The organism is Variovorax sp. J22G73 (assembly GCF_030317035.1).
In the GTDB taxonomy this organism is placed as follows: Bacteria; Pseudomonadota; Gammaproteobacteria; order Burkholderiales; family Burkholderiaceae_C; genus Variovorax.
The window spans coordinates 935,565-961,331 of sequence record NZ_JASZYK010000002.1; the positions used below are offsets into that span (position 1 = coordinate 935,565).

The 25,767-nt window shown below is 65.4% G+C and carries 25 protein-coding genes and 1 tRNA gene; 13 read left to right on the forward strand and 13 right to left on the reverse strand.

Features of this window, described 5'->3' with window-relative positions; translation table 11 throughout:
* The first annotated feature begins 230 nt into the window (after window positions 1-230).
* The gene (locus QTI51_RS12395; RefSeq protein WP_132748681.1) at window positions 231-428 is read left to right on the forward strand and encodes a hypothetical protein; all 198 of its coding nucleotides are present in this window, start codon (window positions 231-233) and stop codon (window positions 426-428) included.
* Between the two features lie 805 nt (window positions 429-1,233).
* Here the strand turns inward: QTI51_RS12395 and QTI51_RS12400 are convergent.
* The 11 genes from QTI51_RS12400 to QTI51_RS12450 all read right to left on the reverse strand — a co-directional run bounded on the left by QTI51_RS12400 (window position 1,234) and on the right by QTI51_RS12450 (window position 11,600).
* Window positions 1,234-1,310: transfer RNA gene (locus tag QTI51_RS12400), tRNA-Pro, on the reverse strand.
* Window positions 1,311-1,330: 20 nt separating this feature from the next.
* The gene (locus tag QTI51_RS12405; RefSeq protein ID WP_116907107.1) at window positions 1,331-1,801 is read right to left on the reverse strand and encodes a MerR family transcriptional regulator; all 471 of its coding nucleotides are present in this window, start codon (window positions 1,799-1,801) and stop codon (window positions 1,331-1,333) included.
* A 64-nt stretch (window positions 1,802-1,865) separates the two neighbouring features.
* Window positions 1,866-2,237 (reverse strand): integration host factor subunit alpha, encoded by a 372-nt coding sequence (locus QTI51_RS12410; RefSeq protein WP_116907106.1) that lies wholly within the window; start codon window positions 2,235-2,237, stop codon window positions 1,866-1,868.
* A 5-nt stretch (window positions 2,238-2,242) separates the two neighbouring features.
* Window positions 2,243-4,684, reverse strand: coding sequence for a phenylalanine--tRNA ligase subunit beta (gene pheT, locus QTI51_RS12415; protein WP_116907105.1), 2,442 nt, complete (start codon window positions 4,682-4,684; stop codon window positions 2,243-2,245).
* A 38-nt stretch (window positions 4,685-4,722) separates the two neighbouring features.
* Entirely contained in the window at window positions 4,723-5,799 is a 1,077-nt protein-coding gene (gene pheS / locus QTI51_RS12420; protein ID WP_116907104.1) for a phenylalanine--tRNA ligase subunit alpha, read from the reverse strand.
* A 112-nt stretch (window positions 5,800-5,911) separates the two neighbouring features.
* Window positions 5,912-6,271, reverse strand: coding sequence for a 50S ribosomal protein L20 (gene rplT, locus QTI51_RS12425; RefSeq protein ID WP_007832499.1), 360 nt, complete (start codon window positions 6,269-6,271; stop codon window positions 5,912-5,914).
* A 24-nt stretch (window positions 6,272-6,295) separates the two neighbouring features.
* Window positions 6,296-6,499, reverse strand: a complete 204-nt coding sequence (gene rpmI, locus QTI51_RS12430) for a 50S ribosomal protein L35 (RefSeq protein ID WP_007832497.1) — start codon at window positions 6,497-6,499, stop codon at window positions 6,296-6,298.
* Window positions 6,500-6,654: 155 nt separating this feature from the next.
* Entirely contained in the window at window positions 6,655-7,278 is a 624-nt protein-coding gene (gene infC, locus QTI51_RS12435; RefSeq protein WP_116907103.1) for a translation initiation factor IF-3, read from the reverse strand.
* Window positions 7,279-7,379: 101 nt separating this feature from the next.
* Entirely contained in the window at window positions 7,380-9,287 is a 1,908-nt protein-coding gene (thrS, locus tag QTI51_RS12440) for a threonine--tRNA ligase (RefSeq protein ID WP_116907102.1), read from the reverse strand.
* Between the two features lie 358 nt (window positions 9,288-9,645).
* Window positions 9,646-10,977, reverse strand: coding sequence for an isocitrate lyase (aceA, locus tag QTI51_RS12445; protein WP_116907807.1), 1,332 nt, complete (start codon window positions 10,975-10,977; stop codon window positions 9,646-9,648).
* Between the two features lie 206 nt (window positions 10,978-11,183).
* Entirely contained in the window at window positions 11,184-11,600 is a 417-nt protein-coding gene (locus tag QTI51_RS12450; RefSeq protein ID WP_116907101.1) for a gamma-glutamylcyclotransferase family protein, read from the reverse strand.
* Between the two features lie 39 nt (window positions 11,601-11,639).
* Between QTI51_RS12450 and QTI51_RS12455 the strand changes: the two genes are divergently transcribed.
* Window positions 11,640-12,572 (forward strand): DMT family transporter, encoded by a 933-nt coding sequence (locus QTI51_RS12455; RefSeq protein WP_116907100.1) that lies wholly within the window; start codon window positions 11,640-11,642, stop codon window positions 12,570-12,572.
* Between the two features lie 155 nt (window positions 12,573-12,727).
* Complete coding sequence (locus tag QTI51_RS12460; RefSeq protein ID WP_116907099.1) at window positions 12,728-13,195, forward strand: SWIB/MDM2 domain-containing protein; 468 nt, start codon at window positions 12,728-12,730, stop codon at window positions 13,193-13,195.
* A 76-nt stretch (window positions 13,196-13,271) separates the two neighbouring features.
* Here QTI51_RS12460 and QTI51_RS12465 read toward each other — a convergent pair whose 3' ends face one another.
* Window positions 13,272-14,015: an AraC family transcriptional regulator gene (locus tag QTI51_RS12465; RefSeq protein ID WP_116907098.1), complete on the reverse strand. Its 744-nt coding sequence runs from the start codon at window positions 14,013-14,015 to the stop codon at window positions 13,272-13,274.
* A 103-nt stretch (window positions 14,016-14,118) separates the two neighbouring features.
* On the opposite strand from QTI51_RS12465, the gene QTI51_RS12470 reads away from it, so the two are divergent.
* A complete protein-coding gene (locus QTI51_RS12470) occupies window positions 14,119-14,400 on the forward strand; it encodes a hypothetical protein (RefSeq protein WP_116907097.1) in 282 nt (93 codons plus the stop codon).
* On the opposite strand, the gene QTI51_RS12475 is transcribed toward QTI51_RS12470, so the two are convergent.
* Window positions 14,378-16,117 carry a thiamine pyrophosphate-binding protein gene (locus QTI51_RS12475; protein ID WP_116907096.1) on the reverse strand — a complete coding sequence of 580 codons (1,740 nt, stop codon included), beginning with the start codon at window positions 16,115-16,117 and terminating at the stop codon, window positions 14,378-14,380. The two genes, QTI51_RS12470 and QTI51_RS12475, sit on opposite strands and share 23 nt — an antisense overlap.
* A 94-nt stretch (window positions 16,118-16,211) precedes the next feature.
* Between QTI51_RS12475 and QTI51_RS12480 the strand changes: the two genes are divergently transcribed.
* From QTI51_RS12480 to QTI51_RS12520, 9 genes are all read left to right on the forward strand, one after another.
* Complete coding sequence (locus QTI51_RS12480) at window positions 16,212-16,904, forward strand: TetR/AcrR family transcriptional regulator (protein WP_116907095.1); 693 nt, start codon at window positions 16,212-16,214, stop codon at window positions 16,902-16,904.
* Window positions 16,905-17,139: 235 nt separating this feature from the next.
* Entirely contained in the window at window positions 17,140-18,093 is a 954-nt protein-coding gene (locus QTI51_RS12485) for a tripartite tricarboxylate transporter substrate binding protein (protein ID WP_286515976.1), read from the forward strand.
* Window positions 18,094-18,132: 39 nt separating this feature from the next.
* The gene (locus tag QTI51_RS12490; protein ID WP_116907093.1) at window positions 18,133-18,906 is read left to right on the forward strand and encodes an ABC transporter permease; all 774 of its coding nucleotides are present in this window, start codon (window positions 18,133-18,135) and stop codon (window positions 18,904-18,906) included.
* Window positions 18,907-18,959: 53 nt separating this feature from the next.
* Window positions 18,960-19,970 carry an ABC transporter substrate-binding protein gene (locus QTI51_RS12495; RefSeq protein ID WP_116907092.1) on the forward strand — a complete coding sequence of 337 codons (1,011 nt, stop codon included), beginning with the start codon at window positions 18,960-18,962 and terminating at the stop codon, window positions 19,968-19,970.
* 95 nt (window positions 19,971-20,065) lie between these two features.
* Window positions 20,066-20,845: an ABC transporter ATP-binding protein gene (locus tag QTI51_RS12500; protein ID WP_116907091.1), complete on the forward strand. Its 780-nt coding sequence runs from the start codon at window positions 20,066-20,068 to the stop codon at window positions 20,843-20,845.
* A 10-nt stretch (window positions 20,846-20,855) separates the two neighbouring features.
* Window positions 20,856-22,304, forward strand: coding sequence for an enolase C-terminal domain-like protein (locus QTI51_RS12505; RefSeq protein WP_116907090.1), 1,449 nt, complete (start codon window positions 20,856-20,858; stop codon window positions 22,302-22,304).
* 51 nt (window positions 22,305-22,355) lie between these two features.
* Entirely contained in the window at window positions 22,356-23,519 is a 1,164-nt protein-coding gene (locus QTI51_RS12510; protein ID WP_116907089.1) for a Gfo/Idh/MocA family protein, read from the forward strand.
* A gap of 7 nt (window positions 23,520-23,526) precedes the next feature.
* Window positions 23,527-24,735 (forward strand): dihydrodipicolinate synthase family protein, encoded by a 1,209-nt coding sequence (locus QTI51_RS12515; protein WP_116907088.1) that lies wholly within the window; start codon window positions 23,527-23,529, stop codon window positions 24,733-24,735.
* 91 nt (window positions 24,736-24,826) lie between these two features.
* Complete coding sequence (locus tag QTI51_RS12520) at window positions 24,827-25,705, forward strand: sugar phosphate isomerase/epimerase family protein (protein WP_116907087.1); 879 nt, start codon at window positions 24,827-24,829, stop codon at window positions 25,703-25,705.
* The last annotated feature ends 62 nt before the right edge of the window (window positions 25,706-25,767 follow it).

The following is a 25,767-nucleotide window of genomic DNA, read 5'->3' on the forward strand; positions in this document are numbered from 1 at the left end:
CGGGAGTGAAGGGAAAGGAAAGGGAAGAGATGAAGGGAGAACCCGTACTGTCCGCTTCGGGCGATGGCCGCGCCATTGGACGAATGTCCGATCGGTGCCTGACCGAATACCGTGAATTGGGGAGTGCGAAGAAAGTAGTCAATTGCAACAATTGCTGCAAATGCACCGCGGGATGCCGAAGGCCGACAGAGCCAGGTTTGGTAGGTCAACGTGCGCAACCGGACGACTTGATGGCCAAACTTTTTTCCCTCTGCGCATGCGGCTCGGAGTACCTGCAGCGGATTCCGCGACGCCCATGGATGCGCCTGTTTCCGGGCCGGCTGCACTACCGGTGCTCGGTCTGCAAGCAGCACCACCTGGTTTCGGCGCACAAGGTGGACGAGGCCCGCGCCTCGCACGCGAGCAAGGGCGCGTACCGGAAGGAATAGTCGAACCCGACGCTCCCCATGTAAAAAGTCGTAAACCGATGGCGGGGTTGCGGCGTTGCTACGAAATGGCCATACCTCAGCCTTCCTTCGTAGCCTTCGCGTTCCTCGTGGGCGTTGCCGCAGGCGCGATCCTGATGAGCATGCTCGCGGTCGTTCGACATGAACGCGATCGCGCCGTGAAGGCGTTCGACGCGGCCCCCGCGCCCAAGCCGTGCCTGCGACCTGCACGCAGGTCGCGGCGCTATGCGAAACGGCGGACGTTTCCTCTGGCGCTGGCGACGGGGTCGCAGCAGAAGAACGCGCAAGCGCGCAGATGCGGCTGGCCTGTTGCGCGATCGGCGAAGTCTTAGACAGAAATCGCCGAGGAATATCGAAAACCCCTGCTATACTCGCCGCTTCGCTCAAAGATCCTGAGCGTTGCCTGGCCAGGCAAGCCGAATCTCATACCGGCGCGTCGAAGTTACTACGACGAGAAAAACAACAAGTGACTTCCGCAATTGAATATTTGCCGTAGCGTGGACCGCGTAAGAGTTCACGACCAAATTCAAAAGCCTGCCTTGTGCAGGCTTTTTCGTTGGTGCGTGGATTGCGGGTTGTTGAAGGCGATTGAGCCTTGGCCTGCGCGATCGCTCTTCCGTGATTTTCTCGACACGGAAGAATGCAGGAAGCCGCACGACGAACATTCCAGTCCACCCCTCGCCTCGATGGCGAACGCAGCGCGGATTGCTCGCGCCTTTAAATGCTTCGGACAAAGAAAAACGGGTTACGCCTTGTGAGCGTAACCCGTCGTTCTATCTACTGATTTTGGTCGGTGTGAAAGGATTCGAACCTTCGACCCCTTGCACCCCATGCAAGTGCGCTACCAGGCTGCGCCACACACCGAAGCTCTCGATTATAGCTGTCTAAATTGGGTGTCCGACAGTCAACAGCTCACGAATTTCAAAGAGTTCGCGGCGAAGGTGCAACAACTGCGAAAGATCGACCGTTTTTGCAGCCGCGGCAGCAGACGTCGGCGTGTCCTGAACCACGGCGGCATCGAATTCTTCCTGGTCGATCTCGATGGCTTCCATGCCTTCGAGCGGCACCTCGCCCGCCTTGCGGCGGTCGCGTTCGCCCTGCACCAGTTCCTGCAGCTTGTTGCGTGCACCGCTGATGGTGAAGCCCTGGTCATAGAGCAGGTCGCGGATGCGGCGAATCATGAGCACCTCGTGGTGCTGGTAGTAGCGGCGGTTGCCGCGCCGCTTCATGGGCCGCAGTTGCGTGAACTCCTGCTCCCAATAGCGCAGCACGTGCGGCTTCACGCCACAGAGTTCGCCCACTTCACCGATGGTGAAGTAGCGTTTGACTGGAATCGGCGGGAGCGTTTTCTCCATTGAAATCAAGACTGTGCGCGGGAAACCTTAGAGATTACTCCACGCAGGCGCACAGCGCCAAGCACTATTCGGCGCCCAGGCTCCACTCGACCTCGGACGCGCTGCCCTGGTCGATGCTGCCGTGAATCTGCTCCTTCAATTTCGCGCTTGCGTGGAAGGTCGCGACGCGGCGCTCGCCGATGGGAATGGCCTCGCCGGTGCGCGGGTTGCGGCCCGGCCGCGGCGCTTTCACGCGGATCTGGAAGTTGCCGAAGCCCGAGATCTTCACGTCCGTGCCTTCGATGAGGCTGTTGGCCACCAGCTCGAAGAATGCTTCGACCATGTCCTTGGACTCACGCTTGTTCAGCCCGATCTGTTCGAACAGCAGATCGGCCAGGTGCGCCTTGGTGAGCGCCGGCGTTTCGAGAGCCTCGAGCGTGAATTCGGCAGCGTTCATTCTCATCAACCCCTCAAGCGGCCGCCAAGCTTGGCGCCCAGTTGTTCGACGATGGCGCGCACGGCCAGCTCGACCTGCTCGTCCGTCAAGGTGGCGCTGTCGCTCTGGAAGCTCAGGCGAACCGCCATGCTCTTCTCCCCTTGCGCCAAGGCACCGGGCGCAGCCACCGCGCCGTCGCGCAAAGGCTGCGGGCGGTAGATGTCGAACAGCGTGGCGTCGCGCAGCAGTCCTTGCGCCGCAGTGGCCGCGCGAATGGCCTGCATCAACGCATCGTGCGTCACGGCTTCGGCCACCACGACGGCAATGTCACGCTCCACGGCCTGGTGCTTGGGCACCGGCTGCGCAACCGGCACGGGCCGCGCGGTAACGGCGTCGAGATCGAGCTCGAACAACACCGGTGCCTGCGAGAATTCCCACTTCTGGCGCCAGCGCGGATGCAACTCGCCGACGAAGCCGATGGCCTTGCCGTCGACCAGCACGCGTGCCGAACGGCCCGGGTGCAGCGCCGGATGCTCCGCCACTTCGAAGGTCGGAACCACGGGCGCGAGCAGCGCCTCGACGTCGCCCTTCATGTCGTAGAAGTCGACGCGCTGCGACTTGCCGTCCCAGCGTGATTCGTCGGCATCACCCCAGGCAAGGCCTGCCACGCGCATCGGCTGGTTCACACCGCGCACGGTGCTGTCGGTGGTGGCCACGCTGTCGTCGCGCAGGAACACGCGGCCCGCTTCGAACACGCGCACGCGCGGGGCCTTGCGGTCGAGGTTGAACTTGAGCACCTGCATCAGCGAGCCGAGCAGCGACGAGCGCATCACGCTCATCTGGCTCGCGATGGGGTTCAGCAGCTTGATCGGGTTGGCGTTGCCCGCAAGGTCATGCTCCCAATGCGCTTCGACGAAGCTGAAATTGATCGTCTCCTGATAACCCAGCGCGGCCAGGCTGCGGCGCACGGCAAAGCGGCTGCGCTGCGCCTCGGGCCGCACGCGGGCGGTGATGGGTGCGAGCGGCGCGGTGGTCGGCAGGTTGTTGAAGCCGATGAGGCGCGCCACTTCTTCGATCAGGTCTTCTTCGATCAGCAGGTCGAAGCGATGCGGCGGCGGGGTCACGGTCAACGTGCCCTCGCCTTCGGCGATGGCGAAGCCGAGGCGGTTCAGCGCGTCGGCGCACTGTGCCTGGGTCAGCGGCATGCCGATCACGCGCGCTGCACGCGCCACGCGCAGCGTGACGGGCACGGCCGCAGGCACTTGCAAGGTCTGGTCGTCGATGGCGCCGGCCTCGCCGCCGCAGATCTCGACGATCAGTTGCGTGATGCGCTCGATGATCTGCACGGTGCGGCTTGGATCGACGCCGCGCTCGAAGCGGTGGCCCGCGTCGGTCGAGAAGTTGAAGCGGCGCGAACGGCCTTGCACGGCCTCGGGCCACCAGAACGCGGCCTCCACGTAGATGTTGCGCGTGGCGTCGGACACCGAGGTGGCATCGCCGCCCATGATGCCGGCGAGCGACTCGACCTCGCGGTCGTCGGCAATCACGCCGACCTTGTCGTCGACGCTGATGGTGGTGCCGTTCAGCAGCTTGAGCTGTTCGCCCGCCTTGCCCCAGCGCACCGTCAGGCCGCCGTGGATCTTGTCGAGGTCGAAGATGTGGGTGGGCTGGCCGTACTCGAACATCACGTAGTTCGAGATGTCGACCAGCGGCGTCACGCTGCGCTGGCCGCAGCGCGCGAGGCGCTCGACCATCCATGCGGGCGTGCTCACCTGGGTGTTCACGCCGCGCATGATGCGGCCCGAGAAGCGGCCGCAGAGTTCGGGGGCTTCGACCTTGACGGGGAGCACGTCGGTGAACGACGTGGCGACCGCGGCGATGGCCGGGGTCTTCAGCGGCGCGCCGGTGAGCGCGGAAAGTTCGCGCGCCACGCCATACACGCTCAGGCCGTGCGCCAGGTTCGGCGTGAGCTTGAGCGTGAGCAGCGCGTCGTCGAGCTTGAGCACGTCGCGCACATCGGCGCCGATGGGTGCGTCGGCCGCGAGCTCGAGCAGGCCGCCGTGGTCTTCGCTCAGCTTCAGTTCGCGCGCCGAGCAGAGCATGCCCTGGCTCTCGACACCGCGCAGCTTGCCGAGCTTGATGAGGAAAGGCTTGCCGTCTTCACCGGGCGGCAGTTCGGCGCCGACCAGTGCGCACGGCACCTTGATGCCGACGCGCGCATTGGGCGCGCCGCACACGATGTTGAGCAGCTCGCCCTGCCCCACGTCCACCTGGCACACGCGCAGGCGATCGGCGTTGGGGTGCTGCACCGCTTCCTTGATTTCGCCGACCACGATGCGCGTGAAAGGCGGCGCCACCGGACGGCGCTCTTCGACCTCGAAGCCGCCCATGGTGAGCGTTTCGGCCAGTGTGGCGCTGTCGAGGGGCGGGTTGCAGAACTCGCGCAGCCAGGATTCCGGGAATTGCATCTCTTCGATCTCGATCTGGTTTTTCTATGGATGGGTGCTTACTGGAACTGCGAGAGAAAACGCAGGTCGCCGTCGAAGAAGAGGCGCAGGTCGTTCACGCCGTAGCGCAGCATCGTGAGCCGGTCGGGGCCCATGCCGAAGGCAAAGCCGATGTAGCGCTCGGGATCGAGGCCCATGTTGCGCACGACGTTCGGATGCACCTGGCCGGAGCCCGACACCTCGAGCCAGCGACCGGCGAGCGGGCCGCTCGCGAACTGGATGTCGATCTCGGCGCTGGGTTCGGTGAACGGGAAGAAGCTCGGGCGGAAGCGCAGCACGAGGTCGTCGCGTTCGAAGAAGGTGCGGCAGAAGTCGGTGAAGACGACCTTCAGGTCCTTGAAGCTCACGTTCTCGCCGAGCCACAGGCCTTCGCACTGGTGGAACATGGGCGAGTGGGTGGCATCGCTGTCGACGCGGTAGGTGCGGCCCGGCGCGATCACGCGAATTTCGGGCGCCTTCACGGTGCCGGTGGTGTCGGCAGCAGCAGCCGCGAATTCTGCGGCGTACTTCTTGATGTGCTGATGCGCATAGCGCACCTGCATCGGGCTGGTGTGCGGACGCAGGTTGTAGGGAATGCCGTCGTCGCCGTTCATGTCGACGTAGAAGGTGTCCTGCATCGAGCGCGCCGGGTGGTTCGGCGGGTTGTTCAGCGAGGTGAAGCTGTGCCAGTCGCTTTCGATTTCGGGGCCATCGGCCACGTCGAAACCCATGCTCGAGAAGATCTCCTCGATGCGCTCCAGCGTGCGGCTCACCGGGTGCAGGCCGCCGGGAATGCGGCGGCGACCGGGCAGGCTCACGTCCAGCGATTCGGCGCGCAGTTGCAGCGAGAGTTCTTCGTCCGCGAGTTGCTGGCGGCGCTCGGTCAAGGCGGCCTCGATGGCCTGCTTGCCCACGTTGATCGCGGCGCCGCGGGACTTCTTCTCTTCGACACTCAGCGCGGCCATGCCCTTCATCAGCTCGGTGATGCGGCCCGACTTGCCGAGGAACTGGGCCTTGGCGTTTTCGAGCTCGGCGGGCGTCTTCGCTTCGGCGAAGGCGGCGCGTGCGGTGGCGACCAGGGAGTCCAACTCGTTCATAGCAACAAAAATCTTCGAGGGGAAATAAAAAAGAGCTGGAGCCTTTTCAAGCGCCAGCCCTTGAGCCGTGGGCGCAGGAAGCTGCCCGGAGGCAGCAGCCTGCTGTGCAAAATCAAGCAGCCAGCTTGGCCTTGACCTGCTCCACGATGCCGGCAAATGCGGCCTTGTCGTGCACGGCGATGTCCGCAAGCATCTTGCGGTCGATCTCGATACCGGCCTTGCGGATGCCGTTGGCGAACTGGCTGTAGGTCAGGCCCAGTTCACGCGAGGCGGCGTTGATACGCGCGATCCACAGCTGACGGAACACGCGCTTCTTGGTACGGCGGTCACGGTAGGCGTATTGGCCTGCCTTCATCACCGCCTGTTTGGCGACGCGGAAGACATTGCCGCGGCGACCGCGGAAACCCTTGGCGAGTGCGAGAACTTTCTTGTGGCGGGCGCGAGCCGTTACACCACGTTTGACGCGAGGCATGTGTGTACTCCTTGTTCGTCTGAGTTAAATGCCACGGCCGGGCAGCATGGCGGCGACAGAAACCATGTTGGTCTCATGCACTGCGACTGCACCACGGAGGTGACGCTTGTTCTTGGTGGTCTTCTTCGTCAAGATGTGACGCTTGAAGGCTTGACCGCGCTTGACGGTGCCACCGGGACGAACGCGGAAACGTTTTTTCGCGCTGCTCTTGGTCTTCATTTTGGGCATGTGAATGCTCCTTTAGTTTGTGCTCGTGAGGCGCCGCGGAAACTCCACGGACTTGTTGGCCCCGAGACACTTCTTTATCCCGCCCCTGCCTGCGCTTCTTGCGAAACACCGGCAACGGCGAAATTCTTCAAACCACCTCTACTGCAACGCCAGATTCAGGCCGTTGCGGGCGATGCCGCCGGCGCCGCGGCGTCTGCCGCCGGCTTCGGTGCACCGCCACCGGCCTTCTTGCGGCCCGGCGCGATCATCATGATCATCTGCCGGCCTTCGAGCTTCGGAAACTGCTCGACCATAATCAGGTCGCCCAGCTCGTCGCGAATGCGCTGCAACAGCGCCAGACCGAGCTCCTGGTGCGTGATCTCGCGGCCGCGGAAGCGCAGCGTGATCTTGCACTTGTCACCTTCATCGAGAAAACGCTTGATGTTGCGCATCTTGATGTTGTAGTCGCCGTCGTCGGTACCGGGCCGGAACTTGATTTCCTTGACCTCGATGACCTTCTGCTTCGACTTCGCCTCGGCTGCCTTCTTCTGCTCGTGGTACTTGAACTTACCGTACTCGATCAGGCGGCACACCGGCGGGTTGGCCGCCGCGACGACCTCCACCAGGTCCACGTCGGCCTCACCGGCCAGGCGCAAGGCCTCGGAAAGGCTCATGACACCCAATGGCTCGTTTTCCGGGCCGACCAGGCGGACTTCCGGGGCCATGATTTCCCGGTTCAGGCGGTGTTGGCGTTCCTCGCGGTGGCGGCGGTCGCGAAATGCAGTAGCGATGGTCAGAATCCTTCAAAAATTGCTACAAAATCTGTAGCGAACGCCGCTCAGCCCTCGCGGACAAGCGGCACGATTTGGCAAGGAAACATATGGGGTGTTTCGCGGTCAAATCAACGCTTGTCGGCAACGTCCTGAACGAGCCGTTGCTGGAACGATTCGAGGGACATTGCACCGAGGTCTTGATTGCCCCGGGCGCGCACTGCGACGGCACCAGCCTCCTTCTCTTTGTCGCCTACGACAATGATGTAAGGGAGCTTTTGCAACGAATGCTTCCGTATTTTATACGTAATCTTTTCGTTGTGCAGGTCAAGCTGAACCCTAAGCCCTTGATTTTGCAGCGCTTTCGCCACGTCCCGGGCGTAATCGGCCTGTCCTTCGCTGATATTGAGCACCGCAACCTGCACCGGAGCGAGCCATGCAGGCAGCGCGCCGGAGTGGTGTTCGATGAGCATGCCGATGAAGCGCTCCAGGCTGCCGACGATCGCGCGGTGCAGCATCACGGGGTGCGCACGGCCGCTCGATTCCGTCACGTACTCGCCGCCCAGGCGCTCCGCCGTGTTGAAGTCGACCTGCATCGTGCCGCACTGCCACTGGCGCCCGATGGCGTCGCGCAGCGTGTACTCGATCTTGGGGCCGTAGAACGCGCCGTCGCCGGGAGCGATGACAAAGTCGACACCCGAGCGGCGCAGCGATTCCATCACCGCATGCTCGGCCTTGTCCCACAGTTCGTCAGAGCCCACGCGGTTCTCGGGGCGCGTCGCGACCTTGTAGAGGATGTCCGTGAAGCCGAAGTCGGCGTAGACCTTCTGCAGCTGCTCCGTGTACGCGATGCACTCGTCGAGGATCTGGTCTTCCGTGCAGAAGATGTGGCCGTCGTCCTGCGTGAAGCCGCGCACGCGCATGATGCCGTGCAGCGCGCCGCTGGGCTCGTTGCGGTGGCACTGGCCGAACTCGCCGTAGCGCAACGGCAGGTCGCGATAGCTGCGCAGGTCGCTCTTGAAAATCAGCACATGGCCCGGGCAGTTCATCGGCTTGAGCGCGTACTCGCGCTTTTCCGACTCCGTCGTGAACATGTTGTCGCGATAGTTCTGCCAGTGGCCCGTTTTCTCCCACAGGCTCTTGTCGAGGATCTGCGGGCCCTTCACTTCCCAGTAGCCCGTGTCACGGTAGATGCCGCGCATGTACTGCTCGACCTGCTGCCACACCGCCCAGCCCTTCGGGTGCCAGAACACCACGCCCGGCGCCACTTCGTCGATGTGGAACAGGTCGAGCTCCTTGCCGAGCTTGCGGTGGTCGCGCTTCTCGGCTTCCTCGATGCGCTGGATGTACTGGTCGAGCTGCTTCTTGTCGGCCCAGGCCGTGCCGTAGATGCGCTGCAGCTGCTCGTTCTTGGCGTCGCCGCGCCAGTAGGCACCGGCCAGCTTCGTGAGCTTGAAGACCTTCAGGAAGCGCGTGTTCGGCACGTGCGGGCCGCGGCACATGTCGACGTATTCCTGGTGGTAGTACAGGCCCATGGCCTGCTCGTCGGGCATGTCCTCGACCAGCCGCAGCTTGTACTCCTCGCCGCGCGACTTGAACACCTCGATGACTTCGGCACGCGGCGTCATCTTTTTCACGACGTCGTAGTCCTGCGCAATCAGCTCGCGCATGCGCGCCTCGATGGCGGCCATGTCTTCTGGCGTGAACGGGCGCTCGTACGAGATGTCGTAGTAGAAGCCTTCGTCGATCACCGGTCCGATGACCATCTTGGCCGTCGGGTACAGCTGCTTCACCGCATGGCCTACCAGGTGGGCCGTCGAATGGCGAATGATTTCCAGGCCCTCGTCGTCCTTGGGCGTGATGATCTGCAGCTTGGCATCGTGGTCGATGACGTCGCTGGCGTCAACGAGCCGGCCGTCGACCTTGCCGGCCACCGTCATCTTCGCGAGGCCGGGGCCGATGGACTGGGCCACTTCGGCCACCGAAACCGGGCCGGGGAACTCGCGGCGCGAGTTGTCGGGGAGCGTGATCTGGATCATGTGAAAACCTCGGGGAGAAAAACAAAAAAGCGCGGTGGAAGACCGCGCTTTGCTTGGTTGTAGAGCTGGAACAAACCAGCGTGCGCGGGGCTACCGGCCTTTTCCTTCAGTGAAGAAAAAGCCGTTGAATCCTTGCGGAGTAGTTCGCGGTGTCATAACCAAGGTGCCTTTCTCGCTCTTGTTGAGTGCAGAGTCCGCGATTCTAGCCTTTGCCCGCCCAAGCTGTGCACACGGCATTCTTCGCCTTGCACGCAACCCGGAACGCCGCCAAGCGACGATGCGAACACAAAAAAGCCCGGCACGCGGCCGGGCTTGAAGGTGACAGCGAAACCGCTGTCCATGAACCGATCCGAGCGGATCAGTGGAACTGTTCTTCTTCGGTCGAGCCCGACAGCGCCTTCACGCTGGACGAGCCGCCCTGGATCACGGTGGTCACGTCGTCGAAGTAGCCGGCGCCGACTTCCTGCTGGTGCGACACGAAGGTGTAGCCCTTGTCGCGTGCGGCGAACTCGGGCTCCTGCACCATGTTCACGTAGTGCTTCATGCCTTCGCCGCGGGCGTAGGCGTGGGCGAACTGGAAGGTGTTGAACCAGTTGATGTGGATGCCGGCCAGCGTGATGAACTGGTACTTGTAGCCCAGCGCGGACAGGTCTTCCTGGAACGAGGCGATCTGCTTGTCGTCGAGGTTCTTCTTCCAGTTGAACGAAGGCGAGCAGTTGTACGACAGCAGCTTGCCGGGGCAGGCGGCGTGCACGGCTTGCGCGAACTCGCGGGCGAAGCCGATGTCCGGCACGCCGGTTTCGCACCACACCAGATCGGCGTACGGGGCGTAGGCAACGCCGCGGCTGATGGCTTGCTCCAGGCCGTTCTTGACGCGATAGAAGCCTTCTTGCGTGCGCTCGCCGGTCAGGAAGGGCTTGTCGTTGGCGTCGTGATCGGAAGTGATCAGGTTGGCGGCTTCCGCGTCGGTGCGGGCCAGCACGATGGTGGGCACGCCCATGACGTCAGCGGCGAAACGTGCCGAGATCAGCTTCTCGCAGGCTTCCTGCGTGGGAACCAGCACCTTGCCACCCATGTGGCCGCACTTCTTCACGGCAGCCAGCTGGTCTTCGAAGTGCACGCCGGCAGCGCCGGAGGCAATCATGTTCTTCATCAGCTCGAAGGCGTTCAGCACGCCGCCGAAGCCGGCTTCCGCGTCGGCCACGACCGGCAGGAAGTAGTCGATGAATTCCTTGTCGCCCGGGTTGATGCCGCGGCCCCACTGGATTTCGTCTGCGCGGCGGAAGGTGTTGTTGATGCGACGGACCATCGTCGGCACCGAGTCGTAGGCGTACAGCGACTGGTCGGGGTACATCGTCTCGGAGGTGTTGCCGTCGGCGGCGACTTGCCAGCCCGACAGGTACACGGCTTCGAGGCCGGCCTTGGCCTGCTGCATGGCCTGGCCGGCGGAGATGGCGCCGAAGGCGTTCACGTAGCCCTTCTTGGCGCCGCCGTTGATCTTGTCCCAGAGCTTTTCAGCGCCGCGCTTGGCCAGCGTGTGCTCGATGGGGAACGAACCGCGCAGACGCACCACGTCGGCCGCGCTGTAGCCGCGCTTGACGCCCTTCCAGCGGGGGTCGGTGGCCCACTCTTTTTCGAGGGCGGCGATTTGTTGTTCGCGGCTGAGTTGTTCTGTGAGGGTCTGGGGCATGGTCACTCCGTGAGGTTGATTGAAGGTTGGGCGCTGCGGCCGTGGAGTTACTTTAATCCGGCAGTGGACTCTTATGTCTTATAGAAGACATATTTTTCAATCAACAAAATCAACTACTTACGTCGATATTTCTCAATGCAAAATTATTTTTCTCATATTGAGAAAAAATATTGCGCCGCAGCAGCCGTAGATTTCGCAATGCGCAATCAATCTTTCGTTGGTGAAAATGGCGAGCCGGTTTGCAGCGCCGCATGCGCAATCCAGTCCCCGCTGCCGATCACCGGCCGTCCCGCAATGCGCGACGGATGGATCTCGTAGACCAGGCAATCGACAGGTTCCTCACCGACCTCCACACGCACCCGCCGCTTGATGTATTCACCCGAATTGTCGTCGGCCACTTCCTCGAGCACATCGAGCGCCGCTTCGACCGCAGGCTCGACGACATACACCTCGCCCTTCACGCGCCCTGCCCCGCCCAGCACCACGCCCGGATACGTGCCCAGGTCGTACAGCGTGCCGGCAATGCTGGCCTCGCCCACGCACACAGGCTGCGGCCGGTAGCGCGCGATGTCGTTGCGCCCGCTGCGGCGCAGCGTGCCGTAAACAAAAACGTGGGGCATCATCGAAACCGCTTTCCTCGCAACAACAAGAACTTCAGTCTATTGAACTCCACCGCCCCCGCATCAGGCCGCCTCGTGGCCTACGGCTGCCTGGCACTGAGCATGTCGCTCGTCGGCGGCTACGTCGCACTCTCCAAACCGCTCGTTGCCGCCTTCCCGGTGCTGCTTCTCGCATGGCTGCGCTTCGGCATTGCGGCGCTGGCCATGCCGCACTGGCTCAAGCGCGCCCCCGACGAACCGCCCATGACCGCGCGCACGCGCTGGCTGGTGTTTCTCGAGTCGTTCCTCGGCAACTTCCTGTTCTCGATCTGCATGCTGTTCGGCGTCAGCATGACCAGCGCGGTGTCGGCGGGCGTGATCATGGCGTCGATCCCCGCGTGCGTGGCCGTCGCGAGCTGGCTCTTCCTGCGCGAGCGCATCACCGTGCGCATCGGCGCGGCCATCGTCTGCGCCGCGTTCGGCATCGGCCTGCTGGCGCTTTCTCCCGCTTCTGGAGCGCATGCATCGGCAACGCCCGCGGCCGCGCAATCGTCGATGCCGTGGCTGGGCAACCTGCTGGTGTTTTGCGCGGTGCTCTGCGAGACGGCCTATGCGGTGATCGGCAAGTCGCTCACCGGGCGCCTGGGGCCCAAGCGCATCGCCTCGCTCATCAACCTCTGGGGCTTCATGCTCTCGATGCCCTTCGGCATCTGGTTCGCGCTGCAGTTCGATTTCACCGCCGTGCGCTTCGGCACCTGGGCACTGCTGGTGGCGTACGCGCTCGCCGCGAGCATCTGGACGGTGTGGCTCTGGATGACCGGACTTCGCAACGTACCAGCCGCACAAGCGGGTGTTTTCGCCGTGCTGTTGCCGGTGAGCGCGGCCCTCGTGGGCGTGCTCGTGCTCGGCGAAAACCTGTCATCGCCACAGCTGCTTGCGTTCGTGATCGCACTGGTGGGCGTGATGCTCGCGACATGGCCGGCGCGCCGAACGTGAAAAACGAGGCTTCTCCCCTCTGAAAAAACAACAGCCCCCAATGAAAAAAGCGCTTTTTCCCTTGGAAACGCGTTTTTTCTCCTTTAGCATCCGCAATGCCACTGGAGACGCAAGTTTTTCATTGGTGAACGTTCAACCAAAAAAGGAAATCAACCATGGCAACTGCAAAGAAAGCTCCGGCAAAGAAAGCCGCCGCTCCCGCGAAGAAGGCTGCTGCTCCGGCTAAGAAGGCCGCCGCACCGGCGAAGAAGGCTGCTGCTCCGGCAAAGAAGGCCGCTGCTCCCGCGAAGAAGGCTGCGGCTCCTGCAAAGAAGGCTGCTGCACCGGCGAAGAAGGCTGCTGCTCCCGCAAAGAAGGCTGCTCCCGCCAAGAAGCGCACGCCCAACGCCGCGTTCATGAAGGCCCTGACCCCCAGCCCCGCGCTGGCCGCCGTGGTCGGCTCGACGCCGCTGCCGCGTACCGCCGTCGTGAGCAAGCTGTGGGACTACATCAAGAAGAACAACCTTCAAGACAAGGCCAACAAGCGCAACATCAACGCCGACGCCAAGCTGAAGGAAATCTTCGGCAAGGCCCAAGTGTCGATGTTCGAACTGGCCGCGCTGATCGGCAAGCACGTCAAGTAAGCACTCGGGGGCCTCGCGCTCCTGAATCAAAAAGCCCGCTTCATGCGGGCTTTTTTTTCGCCTGCCGCCAGGGCCCCTACCCCTCGAAGAAGCGCGCCGGCGTGCGGCCGAAGTGCTTGCGGAAGGCCTCGATGAAAGCACTCACCGAGCTGTAGCCCACCGTCAGCGCCACCGCCGTCACAGGCTCCTTCAGGCTCAGCAGCTCGACCGCCTTCAGCAACCGCGCCTGCTGACGCCATTGCGCAAAGCTCAGGCCCGTCTGCGCCGCGAAGCGCCGCGTGAGCGTGCGGCGCGCCATGCCGATGCGATCGGCCCATGCGTCGATGCCATCCGCCAGCGCCGGATCGTCGGCCAGCGCGGCCGCCATCGCGACCAGGCGCTTGTCCTGCGGCATGGGCAGGTGCAGAGACGGCCTGTCGCCCGCGGCAAGCTCGTCGACCAGCACGCCCACCAATCGCCCGCGGCGTGGCTCCAGCAGGGCATCGGATGCGTCCAGCGACGTCAGCCGGTCGACCAGCCCCTGCACCAGCGGCGTGGCCGCGAACACATGCGGCTCCTTCGGCAACGCTGCAGCAGCCGTTGCATCGAGGTGCAGGCTCCATCCCGCCGTGGCGCCGAAGCTCTGCGCCGCGTGGGCGCAGCGCGGCGCAATCCACCCGATCCAGCCCGGCGGCTGAACCCAGCGCCCCGAAGGCGTCTCGATGAGCTGCAGGCCCTCGCGCAGCGCGAACAGCTGCCCGGTGTCATGCGAGTGATAGGCGGTGACGCGCGGCGCCCCATGCACATCGAGCCAGAGCTTCGCCGGCGACTCAACGGCCATGGCTGGCCCGCCGGCGGTATCGATTGGCCCCGCGGCGCAAGCCCGAAGCGCGCGGCCTGCCTAGCATCGAGTTCATCTTCACCACCCCCTGAAAGGACCTCACATGCAAGCCCAAGACGTACTGCCCGACGGCCAGGACTTCACCGTCATCAACGGCACCACCCTGCGCAAGGGTTCGGTCGCGGCCTTCCTCGCCAACGCCCGCGTGCTCGAAGACGCGAACGCCTCGGCCGAAGACCGGCAGACCGCGCAGCAAGACCTGCGCTCGCTGATTCCCGCGCTCGAGACGCTCGGCCTCTTCGACATCTTCGAACTGCGTTCGCCCGCTTTGCGCGCAGAAGTGGACCGCCATCGCGCAACGCTCAGCCAGCAGCCCCGGACTTGAGCTCGGCCTGCTTCGCCGCGCGCGTGATCGACGCGAGCGTGCCGCGCGTGGTGATCACCTCGGGGTCGAGCGGAATCTCGATCAGCGTGCCCGTGTCGGCCGCCAGCGCGCGCAGCAGCGCGGCCTCGAACTGCCCGGTGGCCGTCACCCGCTCGGCCGCGTAGCCGTAGGCGCGCGCCAGGCCGCAGAAGTCGGGGTTGCGCAGCGCCGTGCCGCTGGTGCGTTCGGGGTACTCGCGCTCCTGGTGCATGCGGATGGTGCCGAACATGCCGTTGTTCAGCAGCACGATGATGCTCTTGCCGCCATGCTGCGACGCCGTCGCCAGCTCCTGCCCCGTCATCAGGAAATCGCCGTCGCCGGCAATCGTGAAAGCCACGCGCCCCGTCGCCAGGTTGGCTGCGATGCCGGCCGGCACGCCGTAGCCCATCGCGCCGCTGGTCGGCGCCAGCTGCGTCTTCGCGCCCTTGGTGAGCCCGTGGTAGCGAAAGTAGCGGTGCACCCAGCTCGCGAAGTTGCCCGCGCCGTTGGTGATGGCCGCGTCGGCGGGCAGGTGCTTCTGCAGCAGCGCGACGACCTCCGCCATGTCGACCGGCCCGCGTGGCGCGTCGGCGGGCATGCCGGCCAGCGCCTGAGGCACCAGGTTGGCCTCGTAGTCGTCATGGGCCTGCAGCGTCCATTCTTCCCACGGCAGCGTCGGCGGCGCGCTCAGCACCTCCAGGCTGCGCGCGGCAGCGCTCATGCCGGCGTTGATGGCCAGGTCGGCCTGGTACACGCGGTTGAGTTCTTCCGCGCTCGCGTGGATGTGCACCAGCGTCTGCCTGGCCTTGGGCGCTTCCAGCAGCGTGTAGCCGCCCGTCGTCATCTCGCCCAGGCGCGGGCCGATGGCGAGGATCAGGTCCGCGTCCTTCACGCGTTGCGCGAGCTTCGGGTTGATGGCGATGCCCACGTCGCCCGCGTACAGCGGGTGGTGGTTGTCGAAGGTGTCCTGAAAGCGAAAGGCGTTGGTCACCGGCAGGCGCCAGTTCTCCGCGAAGCGCTGCAGCGCGTGCGCGGCCTGCGTGGTCCAGCCGCCGCCGCCGGCAATCACCAGCGGACGCTGCGACTTCAGCAGCAGCTCGCGCAGCGTGCGCAGCGCGCCCGGGTCGCTCCAGGGCTCCACGGCTTCCACGCGCTTCAATGGCCGCGCGGCGGTCTCGCTGCGCAGCATGTCTTCGGGCAGCACCAGCACCACCGGCCCTGGCCGCCCGTTCATCGCGGTGGCGAAGGCGCGCGCGATGTACTCGGGAATGCGGTCGGCGTCGTCGATGCGCTCCACCCGCTTGGCGAAGCCCTTGGTGCTCGGCCCGAAGAAGCTGCCGTAGTCGACCTCCTGGAAGGCCTCGCGGTCGCGAAAGTCGCTGCCGACGTCGCCCACGAACAGCACCATCGGCGTGGAGTCCTGGAACGCGTTGTGCACGCCGATGGATGCGTTCGTCGCGCCCGGCCCGCGCGTGACGAAGCACACGCCCGGCCGCCCGGTGATCTTGCCGTGCGCCTCGGCCATGAAGGCCGCGCCGCCCTCCTGCCGGTTGACGATGAAACGCGCGCGCTCGCGGTACGCATGAAAGCCGTCGAGCACCGCCAGGAAGCTTTCGCCGGGCACGCCGAACGCGATCTCCATGCCCTGTTCGACCAGGCACTCCACGATCAGGTGGCCTGCGGGTTGTGATGTACTCATGAGAAGTAGAACCTCAGCTGCAAATGTCTTCGGCAATTATGTGCGTCCGCCTTTCGCGCCTTGCGTTAATTCCCCAATTGGTTAAATTCTCGCCATGAAGGCTCCCAAGGACCGCACCGCTCAAGCCAGCCCTGCCGGCAATCCCGCAGACACCATCGACGTGCTCGAACCCCGTTCGCGCGATGCCGATCGCTCGCAGCTCGCCATCCTCGCGTCGGCGCGCGACGAGTTTTCGGCACGCGGCCTGGCCGGCGCGCGCATGGACAGCATCGCCGAGCGCGCGGGCCTCAACAAGCGGCTCATCTACTACTACTTCGGCAGCAAGGACGACCTGTTCCTGGCGGTGCTGGAGCGCACCTACGCCGACATCCGCGAGGCCGAGCAGCGCCTGCACCTCGACGAGATCGAGCCGGTCGAGGCCATTCGCCAACTGGTGTCCTTCACCTGGCACTACTACCTCGAGCACCCGGAGTTCATCACCCTGCTCAACAGCGAGAACCTGCACTGCGCGGCGCACCTGAAGCGCTCCGAGCGCATCCAGGAAATGAACTCGCCGCTGGTGCAGCTGCTGGACACCGTGCTGGAGCGCGGCAAGAAGGACAACCTGTTCCGCGCCGGCGTCGACCCCGTGCAGCTGTACATCTCCATCGCGTCACTCTGCTACTTCTACCTGTCGAACAACCACACGCTGTCGGCCATCTTCGGGCGCGACCTGCGGGCTCCCAAGGCGATGGCGCAACGCCTGTCGCACATGACCGACCTCGTGCTGGGCTACGTGCTGCACTGAAGGCGGCACCGCGGCGCCCCTCGTCCCTCACCGACCGGGCGCCGCCTCTCCTCACTCTGCGGGTATTCACTAGGCAGCGGCCGTTGACGCTGCGGCGCGGCCGTTTCTAAAATCGATAATTCACTCAATGGTGAATTGATCGATCCAAGAAAGCGGCCCGACCGCGCGGAGACAAACCTTGAAGCTTCTTGCCAGCACTGCACGCTCCCCCGCCCTTGCCTCGCTGACCGCGGCCTTGGCCTTGACCTGCACAGCCGCGCTGTTCCCCACGCTGGCGTCCGCGCAGAACGGCTACCCCAGCAAGCCCATCCGCGTGATCGTTCCCTTTGCGGCGGGCAGCACCACCGACATCATTGCCCGCGCCATCACCGACAAGATGAGCGTCAGCATGGGCCAGACGCTGGTCATCGACAACCGCGGCGGCGCCAGCGGCACCATCGGCCAGCAGGCGGTGGCCACGGCGGCGGCCGACGGCTACACGGTGATGATCCATTCGTCGTCGCACACGGTGAGCCCCTCGACCTTCGCCAAGCTGCCCTTCGACACGGTGCACGACTTCGCGGGCGTCACGCCCATCTCGTCGCTGCCGAACGCGCTGGTGATCTCGCCGGGCAAGAACATCAAGACGCTGCCACAGCTGCTGGCCGCGGCGCGCGCCAAGCCGGGCAGCATGAACTTCGCTTCCGCCGGCCAGGGCAGCGCCACGCACCTGAACGCCGAAAAGTTCAAGCTGGCCGCCAAGATAGACGCCACCAACATCCCCTTCAAGGGCTCGGGCGAAGCCGTGACCGAGGTGCTCTCGGGCCGCGTCGACTACTACTTCTCGCCCATCGCCCCGGTCATCGGCCAGATCAAGGAAGGCCAGCTGCTGGCGCTGGCCGTGGGCTCGCCCAAGCGCGCCGCCGCCCTGCCCGACGTGCCCACCACCACCGAGGCCGGCGTGCCCGGCTCGGAATTCAACTTCTGGATCGGAATGATGGCGCCGGCCAAGACGCCGCGCGACATCGTCGAGCGCCTGAACGCCGAGGTGGCCAAGGCGCTGGCCACGCCCGAGGTGAAGGAGCGCTTCGCCAAGCTCGGCGCCGACGCCTGGACGCTCAAGCCCGCGCAGTTCGACGCCTACATCAAGGACGAGATCGCGAGCAACGCCGAGCTCGTGAAGGCGGCCGGCCTCTCGGTGCAGCAGTAAGCAAGCAAACAACAGGCAAAAGAAACCCCGGCCCCCGTCATGTTCCGCAAGCTCCTGCTCTCCCCGGCCCTGCGCCCGTTCATCCTCATCTTGCTGCTGCTGGTGCTGTGGGACCTGGCGATTCGCCTCTTCAGGATTCCGGCCTACCTGGTGCCGCCGCCGTGGGAGGTGGTGAAGCAGCTCGTGGCCGAATGGCCCCGCCTGCTGTCCGAAAGCTGGAAGACCACGCTGGCCACGCTGGGCGGTTTCGGGCTGACCATCCTCATCGGCATTCCGATGGCCATGGTCATCGCTTACTCGCGCGTGGTCGAGTCGTACGTGTACCCGCTGCTGGTGTTCTCGCAGAGCATTCCCAAGGTCGCGATCGCGCCGCTGTTCGTGGTGTGGTTCGGCTTCGGCATCTTCCCGAAGGTGATCAGCGCCTTTCTGCTGGGCTTCTTCCCGGTGGTGGTGTCCACGGTGATGGGCTTCAAGTCGGTCGAGCCGGACATGATCGACCTGTCGCGCTCCATGGGCGCGAGCCGGCTGCAGACCTTCTTCAAGATCAGCCTGCCCCAGGCGTTGCCGCAGATCTTCAGCGGCCTGAAGGTGTCGGTCACGCTGGCCGTGGTGGGCGCGGTGGTGGGCGAATTCGTCGGCTCCAACTCGGGCATCGGCTACGTGCTGCAGGTGGCCAACGGCAACTTCGACCTGCCGCTGATGTTCGCCGCGCTGGTGGTGCTGTCGAGCATCGGCGTCATTCTTTTCGTCGCGGTCGACCTGGTCGAGCGCGTGATGATTCCGTGGCACGCCTCGCAGCGCCACGCGCACTGAGTTCCCGGTTTCTAGTTCCTTCTGCATACCAACAACCTCCCGGAGACAAGACCATGAAGAAACTGCTTCCCTCGCTGCTCGCCCTGTCGACCGCCGCGGCATTCGCCACCTTTGCCGTGCTGCCGGCCCATGCCCAGGGCGACAAGCCCAAGGACAAGGTCACGCTCATGCTCAACTGGTACCTGTACAGCGAGCACGCGCCCTTCTTCCTGGGCAAGGAAAAGGGCTTCTACGCCGACGAAGGCATCGAGCTCGACATCCAGGAAGGCCGCGGCTCCGCCGTCACCGCGCAGGCGGTGGCCGCCAAGTCGGCCACCTTCGGCTACATCGACGTCACCACCATGATCAAGGCCGCCGCCAAGGGCGCGCCGCTGAAGTCGACCGGCGTGCTGTTCCAGGTGAGCCCGATGTCGGTCATGGGCTTCACCGAGAAGAACATCAAGACCCCCAAGGACATCATCGGCAAGACCGTGGCCGTGACGCCGGGCGACTCCATGTCGCAGATGTGGCCGCTGTTCCTGAAGGTCAACAACATCTCGGCCGACCAGGTGAAGATCGTCTCGGGCGACGGCCAGACCAAGCTCAACGCGGTCACCAACGGCCAGGCCGACCTGCTGCTGGGCTACGTGATGGACCAGGCCATCAAGCTGCAGGACGCCACCGGCAAGCCCGTGACGCCGATCCGCTTCGCCGACTCGGGCGTGAACCAGATCAGCTCCGGCATCATCACCAACAAGAACCTGCTCACCGAGAACCCCGACCTGGTGAAGCGCTTCATGCGCGCCTCCACCAAGGCCGCCGAAGCCGCCGAGAAGAGCCCCGAGGCGGCCGTGGACGCCATGCTCAAGGCGAACGCCAAGGCCGGCGTGCGCGACACGCTCATCGTCGGCATGAAGCAGAGCGTGGCCCTGTACCACACGAAGGAAACGGCCAACCAGCGCCCCTACCGCGTGACCATGAAGAACGTGAGCGACTCGCTCGACCTGCTGGTGCAGTACGGCGGCATGGACGCCTCCACGCGCGGCAAGCCGGAAGACTACGTGACGCTGGACTTCCTGCCCTGATCGCCCGATCGCCTGATCGCCCGACCCCTCGACCGCCCGACCGCCGCATCACGAACCCTGCGCGCCTTTCGCCGTTGCCACCTCCCACGCATTCCATGTCCCAAGTCAACCTGATCGAAGCGCGCGGCGTCTCGAAGATCTACCAGAGCAAGGACGGCCCGGTCGAGTCGCTCAAGCCGCTCGACTTCGCCATCGGGCAAGGCGAGTTCGTCTCGGTCGTCGGCCCGTCGGGCTGCGGCAAGAGCACGCTGCTGAAGATGGTGGCGGGCCTGCTGCCGATCAGCGGCGGCAGCCTCACACTCGCGGGCAAGCCCATCCAGGGCCCGCAGAAGGACGTGGGCATCGTGTTCCAGAGCGCGGTGCTGCTGCCCTGGCGCAGCGTGGAAGACAACATCCTGCTGCAGGCCGAGATGCGCCACCTGCCCATGGAAGCCGCCCGGGCCCGCGCCCGCGAGCTGATGGAAATGGCCGGCCTGAAGGGCTTCGAGGGCAAGTACCCGTGGCAGCTCTCGGGCGGCATGCAGCAACGCGCGTCGATCTGCCGCGCGCTGCTGCACGACCCCTCGGTGCTGCTGATGGACGAGCCGTTCGGCGCGCTCGACGCGATGACGCGCGAGAAGATGAACCTGGAGCTGCAGCGCATCTGGCTGGCCTCGAAGAAGACGGTGATGCTCATCACCCACAGCATTCCCGAAGCCATCTTCCTGTCGGACCGCGTGATCGTGATGAGCGAGCGGCCCGGCTCCATTGCGGCGGTGTACGACATCGACCTGCCGCGCACCCGCACGCTGGACATGATGGCCTCGCCGGAGTTCGGCGCCTACACGAAGCTGGTGCGCGCGCATTTCTTCTCGCAGGGCATCCTGGACCACTGAACGGCACCCCATGGACGCGACCCGTTTCCACGTCGAGGAAGTTCGCTTCGCGGAGCGCAACGTCACGCTGCGGCTGCCGTTTCGCTTCGGCGCGGCCACCGTCACGGCCTGCCCGCAGGTCTATGTGAAGGCGCGCATCCGCTTTGCCGACGGCCGCACCGCCGAAGGCTGCGCCGCCGAAATGATGGTGCCCAAGTGGTTCGACAAGAACCCGGCGCTCACCAACGAGCAGAACTTCGAGCAGCTGCGCTTCGCCCTGCGCGACGCGCGCGAGGCCTACACCGCGGAGCCCGACGCGCAGACCGCGTGGACGCACTTCGCCTCGAACTACGCCGCGCTGCAGTCGCGCGCCAAGGCCAAGGGACTGCAACCGCTGGTCGCCAGCTACGGACCCGCGCTGATCGACCGCGCCCTGCTCGACGCGCTGTGCCTGCACCACGGCGCGAGCTTTGCCACGGCGATGAGCGGCAACCTCTGCGGCATCGACATCGCGGGCAGCGGCCTGGCCGACGACCTGGCAGGGTTCGACATGCCCGCCTTCCTGGCGAAGCAGTCGCCGCGCACCCGCATCGCCGCGCGCCACACGGTAGGCCTCGCCGACGCGATCGACGAGATGGACGCCAGCGAGGCGCTGACCGATGCGCCTGATGACGGTCTGCCGACGACGCTCGCGGCTGCCGTGAAGCGCTACGGCCTCACGCACTTCAAGCTCAAGCTCTGCGGCAACACCGCGCAGGACATCGACCGGCTGCAGCGCATCTCCCGCGTCATCGACGGCCATGCGCAGTTGGTCACGCTCGACGGCAACGAGCAGTACGCCGATGCCGACGACTTCGCCGTGTTTCTCGACCGCATGCTGTCCACGCCCGTGCTGTGGAAGCTCGCGCAGAAAACCGTGTTCGTCGAGCAACCGATTCGCCGCGACGCGGCCTTGCAGCGCGACGTGTCCGCGCTGGGCAAGCGCATGCCGCTGCTTGTCGACGAGTCCGACGCCACGCTCGATGCCTTCGTGCAGGCGCGCGCGCTGGGCTACACCGGCGTATCGAGCAAGAGCTGCAAGGGCTTCTACAAGTCGGTGGTCAACGCGGCGCGCTGCGCGCACTGGAACGCCGCCGAGCAAAAGCAGCCCTCCTCGCGCTTCTTCCTTTCAGGTGAAGACCTCACCATGCAGGCCGGCCTCGGCGTTCAGCAAGACCTGGCGCTGGTCGCTTGGCTGGGCCTGTCGCACGTGGAGCGCAACGGGCACCACTACGTGAACGGCCTGGCCGCCGCGCCGCAAGCCGAACAACAGGCCCTGCTGAGGCTGCACCCCGGCCTGTACGAACTCAGCGAGGGCGCCGTGCGCCTCGCCATCCGCGACGGGCAAATCGACTTGTCCTCGCTCGCCGCCGCGCCCGGCTTTGCCACCGGCAGACCCGGCGCCGGCATCTCGTGGGACGCCATGCGTTCCGTCTACTGAAGCCCTTGCGCTTCGCTCTGCAATCTCTCTCGCATCTCAAGGAAGAAAACGATGGCCACCCAACGTCTAGGAATCATCATGCACGGCGTCACCGGCCGCATGGGCATGAACCAGCATTTGATCCGCTCCATCTGCGCCATTCGCGCGCAAGGCGGCGTGACGCTGTCGAACGGCGACAAGGTCATGCCCGACCCGATCCTCATCGGGCGCAACGCCGAGAAGATGGAAGCGCTGGCCAAGGCGCACGACATCGCACGCTGGGGCACCGACCTCGACAAGGCTCTGGAGAACCCGGACGACACCATCTTCTTCGACGCCGGCACCACGCAGATGCGCCCCACGCTGCTGGCCAAGGCCATTCGGGCCGGCAAGCACGTGTACTGCGAGAAGCCCATTGCCACCAACCTGAACGAAGCCGTGGAGATCGCGCGCCTGGCCGAAGGCTCGGGCCTGAAGCACGGTGCCGTGCAGGACAAGTTGTTCCTGCCCGGCCTGCGCAAGCTCGACATGCTGCGCCGCGCCGGCTTCTTCGGCCGCATGCTCAGCGTGCGCCTGGAGTTCGGCTACTGGGTGTTCGAGGGCGACCTGCAGCCCATCCAGCGCCCGAGCTGGAACTACCGCAAGGAAGACGGCGGCGGCATGATCCTGGACATGATGTGCCACTGGCGCTACGTGCTGGACAACCTGTTCGGCGAGGTGAAGTCGGTGTCGTGCATCGGCGCCACGCACATCCCGAAGCGCTGGGACGAAGCGGGCCAGCCGTATGAAGCCACCGCCGACGACGCCGCCTATGCCACCTGCGAGCTCACCGGCCACAACGGCGAGCCGGTCATCGCGCAGCTCAACATGAGCTGGGTGACGCGCGTGCGGCGCGACGACCTCGTGACCTTCCACGTCGACGGCACCGACGGTTCCGCGGTGGCGGGCCTGTCGAGCTGCCGCGCCCAGTCGCGCGTGGCCACCCCGCGCCCGGTGTGGAACCCCGACGAGAAGCAGACCATGAACTTCTTCGACCAGTGGCAGGAAATTCCGGACTCGCAGGTGTACGACAACGGCTTCAAGATCCAGTGGGAGCACTTCATTCGCCACGTGGTCGAGAACGCCCCCTACAAGTGGACGCTGCCCGAAGGCGCCAAGGGCGTTCAGCTGGTCGAGGCCGCGCTCGAGTCGTGGAAGGACCGCCGCTGGGTCGATGTGTCTCCTTTGAAGGTGTGAGGCGACCATGGCACTGTCGCTGACCCTCCCCACCACCGGCGGCACGCTGGCGCCCTATGCGCTGCGCGGCACCGCGCCGGTGAAGCCCAACGCGGGCGTCGAGTTCGACCGCATCGCCTACTCCGCCGCGCACGTGGTGGCCGACCCGCTCGCGGCCGTCGACCCGTGGCTGCAAGCAGCGGTCGATTGGGACACCACCATCGCCTACCGCCGCCACCTGTTCTCGCTGGGCCTGGGCGTGGCCGAGGCCATGGACACCGCGCAGCGCGGCATGGGGCTGGACTGGCCCACCTCGCTGGAGCTGATCCGCCGTTCGCTCGATGCCGCCCAGGACACGCCCGGCGCGCTGGTCGCCTCGGGCTGCGGCACCGACCACCTGGACATCGATGACGTGAAGAGCGTCGACGACGTCATCCGCGGCTACGAAGAGCAGATGGCGGCCATCGAGAAGCTGGGCGGCAAGCTCATCGTCATGGCCAGCCGCGCGCTGGCCCGCGTGGCGAAGGGCCCGGCCGACTACGAGCGCGTGTACGACCGCATCCTGAGCCAGGCGAAGCAGCCGGTGGTGCTGCACTGGCTGGGCGACATGTTCGACCCGGCGCTGGCGGGCTACTGGGGCACGAAGGACGTGGACGCGGCGATGGACACGGCGCTGGGCATCATCGCGGCGCATCCGGACAAGGTCGACGGCATCAAGATCTCGCTGCTCGACAAGGACAAGGAGATCGCGATGCGCCGGCGTTTGCCCGCGACCGGAGGGGCCGACGGCCGCGGCGTGCGCATGTACACGGGCGACGATTTCAACTACGCCGAGCTGATCGCCGGCGACGGCTTCGGCAGCGTGCCGACGCACGGCAAGAGCGATGCGCTGCTGGGCATCTTCGACGCCATCGCGCCGGCCGCGAGCGCCGCATTGGGCGCGCTGGCGCAGGGCGACACCGCAAAGTTCCACGCCATCCTCGGGCCGACGGTGCCGCTGTCGCGCCACATCTTCGCGGCGCCGACTCGCTTCTACAAGACGGGCGTGGTGTTCATGGCCTGGCTCAACGGCCACCAGAAGCACTTCACGATGGTGGGCGGCCAGCAGAGCACGCGCTCGCTGGTGCATTTCGCGGAGCTGTTCCGGCTGGCCGACGCGGCCAACCTGCTGGAGCAGCCCGAGCTGGCGGTGCGGCGCATGAAGACGCTGCTGGCCCTGCACGGCGTGGAAGGCTAGTCATGCTGCACCCTCACGCACATCACTTCGTGCATCGCTGCTCCCCGAAGGGGCGCCCAGTGCCCTTCGGGCGGCCGGGCGGGCACTGACCATGCGCGATTTCTCGCAGGACCACGACTGGCTGTCGATCAACACCGCCACGGTGCGCAAGCAGTCGGGCGCCGAGGTGCCGCTGGACCGCATCATCGACCAGTGCGCCGCGCGCGGCATCCGTGCCATCAGCCCCTGGCGCGACCAGGTGGCGGCCGTGGGCCTCGACAAGGTCGCGAAGCAACTGAAGGCGCACGGCATGGGCCTGTCGGGCTACTGCCGCGGCGGCTTCTTTCCGGCGCCCGACGCGGCGGGCCTGAAGGCCGCGCTGGACGACAACCGCCGCGCCATCGACGAGGCGAAGACGCTCGATGCGCCCTGCCTGGTGCTGGTGGTCGGCGCGCTGCCCGGCGCGCTCGACGGCAAGGTGGCGTACAAGGACATCGGGCGCGCGCGCGCCGAGGTGCGCGACGGCATCGCCGCCTCGCTGGAATACGCGCGCGAGGTCGGCATGCCGCTGGCCATCGAGCCCCTGCACCCGATGCAGGCGGCCGACCGCGCCTGCATCAACACGCTGGAGCACGCGCTCGACCTGTGCGACGAACTCGACGCCGGCAGGAGCGGCATGCTGGGCGTGGCACTGGACATCTACCACGTGTGGTGGGACCCGAAGCTGCAGCAGCAGATTGCGCGCGCCGGTCGCGAGCGGCTGCTGGCGTACCACGTGTGCGACTGGCTCACGCCCACGCGCGACCTGCTGAGCGACCGCGGGATGATGGGCGACGGCGTGGTCGAGCTGAAGAAGATCCGCGGGTGGGTGGAAGACGCGGGCTTCGCCGGGTTCAGCGAGGTCGAGATTTTCTCGAACCTCGATTGGTGGCAGCGTTCGGGCGAAGAGACGCTGGGCGTGTGCATCGAAAGGCACAAGCAGGCTGTCTAGGGGCGGTCTAGGTAGTCGGCCGTTCGGCCCTGCCGAAAGCAAAAAACAACCGGCTGTGCTGC

Bases quoted from the DNA above. Each gene is read 5' to 3' on its own strand.
- QTI51_RS12395 (WP_132748681.1), top strand. From the start codon at position 231: ATGGCCAAACTTTTTTCCCTCTGCGCATGCGGCTCGGAGTACCTGCAG.
- QTI51_RS12405 (WP_116907107.1), bottom strand. From the start codon at position 1,801: ATGGAGAAAACGCTCCCGCCGATTCCAGTCAAACGCTACTTCACCATC.
- QTI51_RS12410 (WP_116907106.1), bottom strand. From the start codon at position 2,237: ATGAACGCTGCCGAATTCACGCTCGAGGCTCTCGAAACGCCGGCGCTC.
- pheT (WP_116907105.1), bottom strand. From the start codon at position 4,684: ATGCAATTCCCGGAATCCTGGCTGCGCGAGTTCTGCAACCCGCCCCTC.
- pheS (WP_116907104.1), bottom strand. From the start codon at position 5,799: ATGAACGAGTTGGACTCCCTGGTCGCCACCGCACGCGCCGCCTTCGCC.
- rplT (WP_007832499.1), bottom strand. From the start codon at position 6,271: ATGCCTCGCGTCAAACGTGGTGTAACGGCTCGCGCCCGCCACAAGAAA.
- rpmI (WP_007832497.1), bottom strand. From the start codon at position 6,499: ATGCCCAAAATGAAGACCAAGAGCAGCGCGAAAAAACGTTTCCGCGTT.
- thrS (WP_116907102.1), bottom strand. From the start codon at position 9,287: ATGATCCAGATCACGCTCCCCGACAACTCGCGCCGCGAGTTCCCCGGC.
- aceA (WP_116907807.1), bottom strand. From the start codon at position 10,977: ATGCCCCAGACCCTCACAGAACAACTCAGCCGCGAACAACAAATCGCC.
- QTI51_RS12450 (WP_116907101.1), bottom strand. From the start codon at position 11,600: ATGATGCCCCACGTTTTTGTTTACGGCACGCTGCGCCGCAGCGGGCGC.
- QTI51_RS12460 (WP_116907099.1), top strand. From the start codon at position 12,728: ATGGCAACTGCAAAGAAAGCTCCGGCAAAGAAAGCCGCCGCTCCCGCG.
- QTI51_RS12465 (WP_116907098.1), bottom strand. From the start codon at position 14,015: ATGGCCGTTGAGTCGCCGGCGAAGCTCTGGCTCGATGTGCATGGGGCG.
- QTI51_RS12470 (WP_116907097.1), top strand. From the start codon at position 14,119: ATGCAAGCCCAAGACGTACTGCCCGACGGCCAGGACTTCACCGTCATC.
- QTI51_RS12475 (WP_116907096.1), bottom strand. From the start codon at position 16,117: ATGAGTACATCACAACCCGCAGGCCACCTGATCGTGGAGTGCCTGGTC.
- QTI51_RS12480 (WP_116907095.1), top strand. From the start codon at position 16,212: ATGAAGGCTCCCAAGGACCGCACCGCTCAAGCCAGCCCTGCCGGCAAT.
- QTI51_RS12490 (WP_116907093.1), top strand. From the start codon at position 18,133: ATGTTCCGCAAGCTCCTGCTCTCCCCGGCCCTGCGCCCGTTCATCCTC.
- QTI51_RS12495 (WP_116907092.1), top strand. From the start codon at position 18,960: ATGAAGAAACTGCTTCCCTCGCTGCTCGCCCTGTCGACCGCCGCGGCA.
- QTI51_RS12500 (WP_116907091.1), top strand. From the start codon at position 20,066: ATGTCCCAAGTCAACCTGATCGAAGCGCGCGGCGTCTCGAAGATCTAC.
- QTI51_RS12505 (WP_116907090.1), top strand. From the start codon at position 20,856: ATGGACGCGACCCGTTTCCACGTCGAGGAAGTTCGCTTCGCGGAGCGC.
- QTI51_RS12510 (WP_116907089.1), top strand. From the start codon at position 22,356: ATGGCCACCCAACGTCTAGGAATCATCATGCACGGCGTCACCGGCCGC.
- QTI51_RS12515 (WP_116907088.1), top strand. From the start codon at position 23,527: ATGGCACTGTCGCTGACCCTCCCCACCACCGGCGGCACGCTGGCGCCC.
- QTI51_RS12520 (WP_116907087.1), top strand. From the start codon at position 24,827: ATGCGCGATTTCTCGCAGGACCACGACTGGCTGTCGATCAACACCGCC.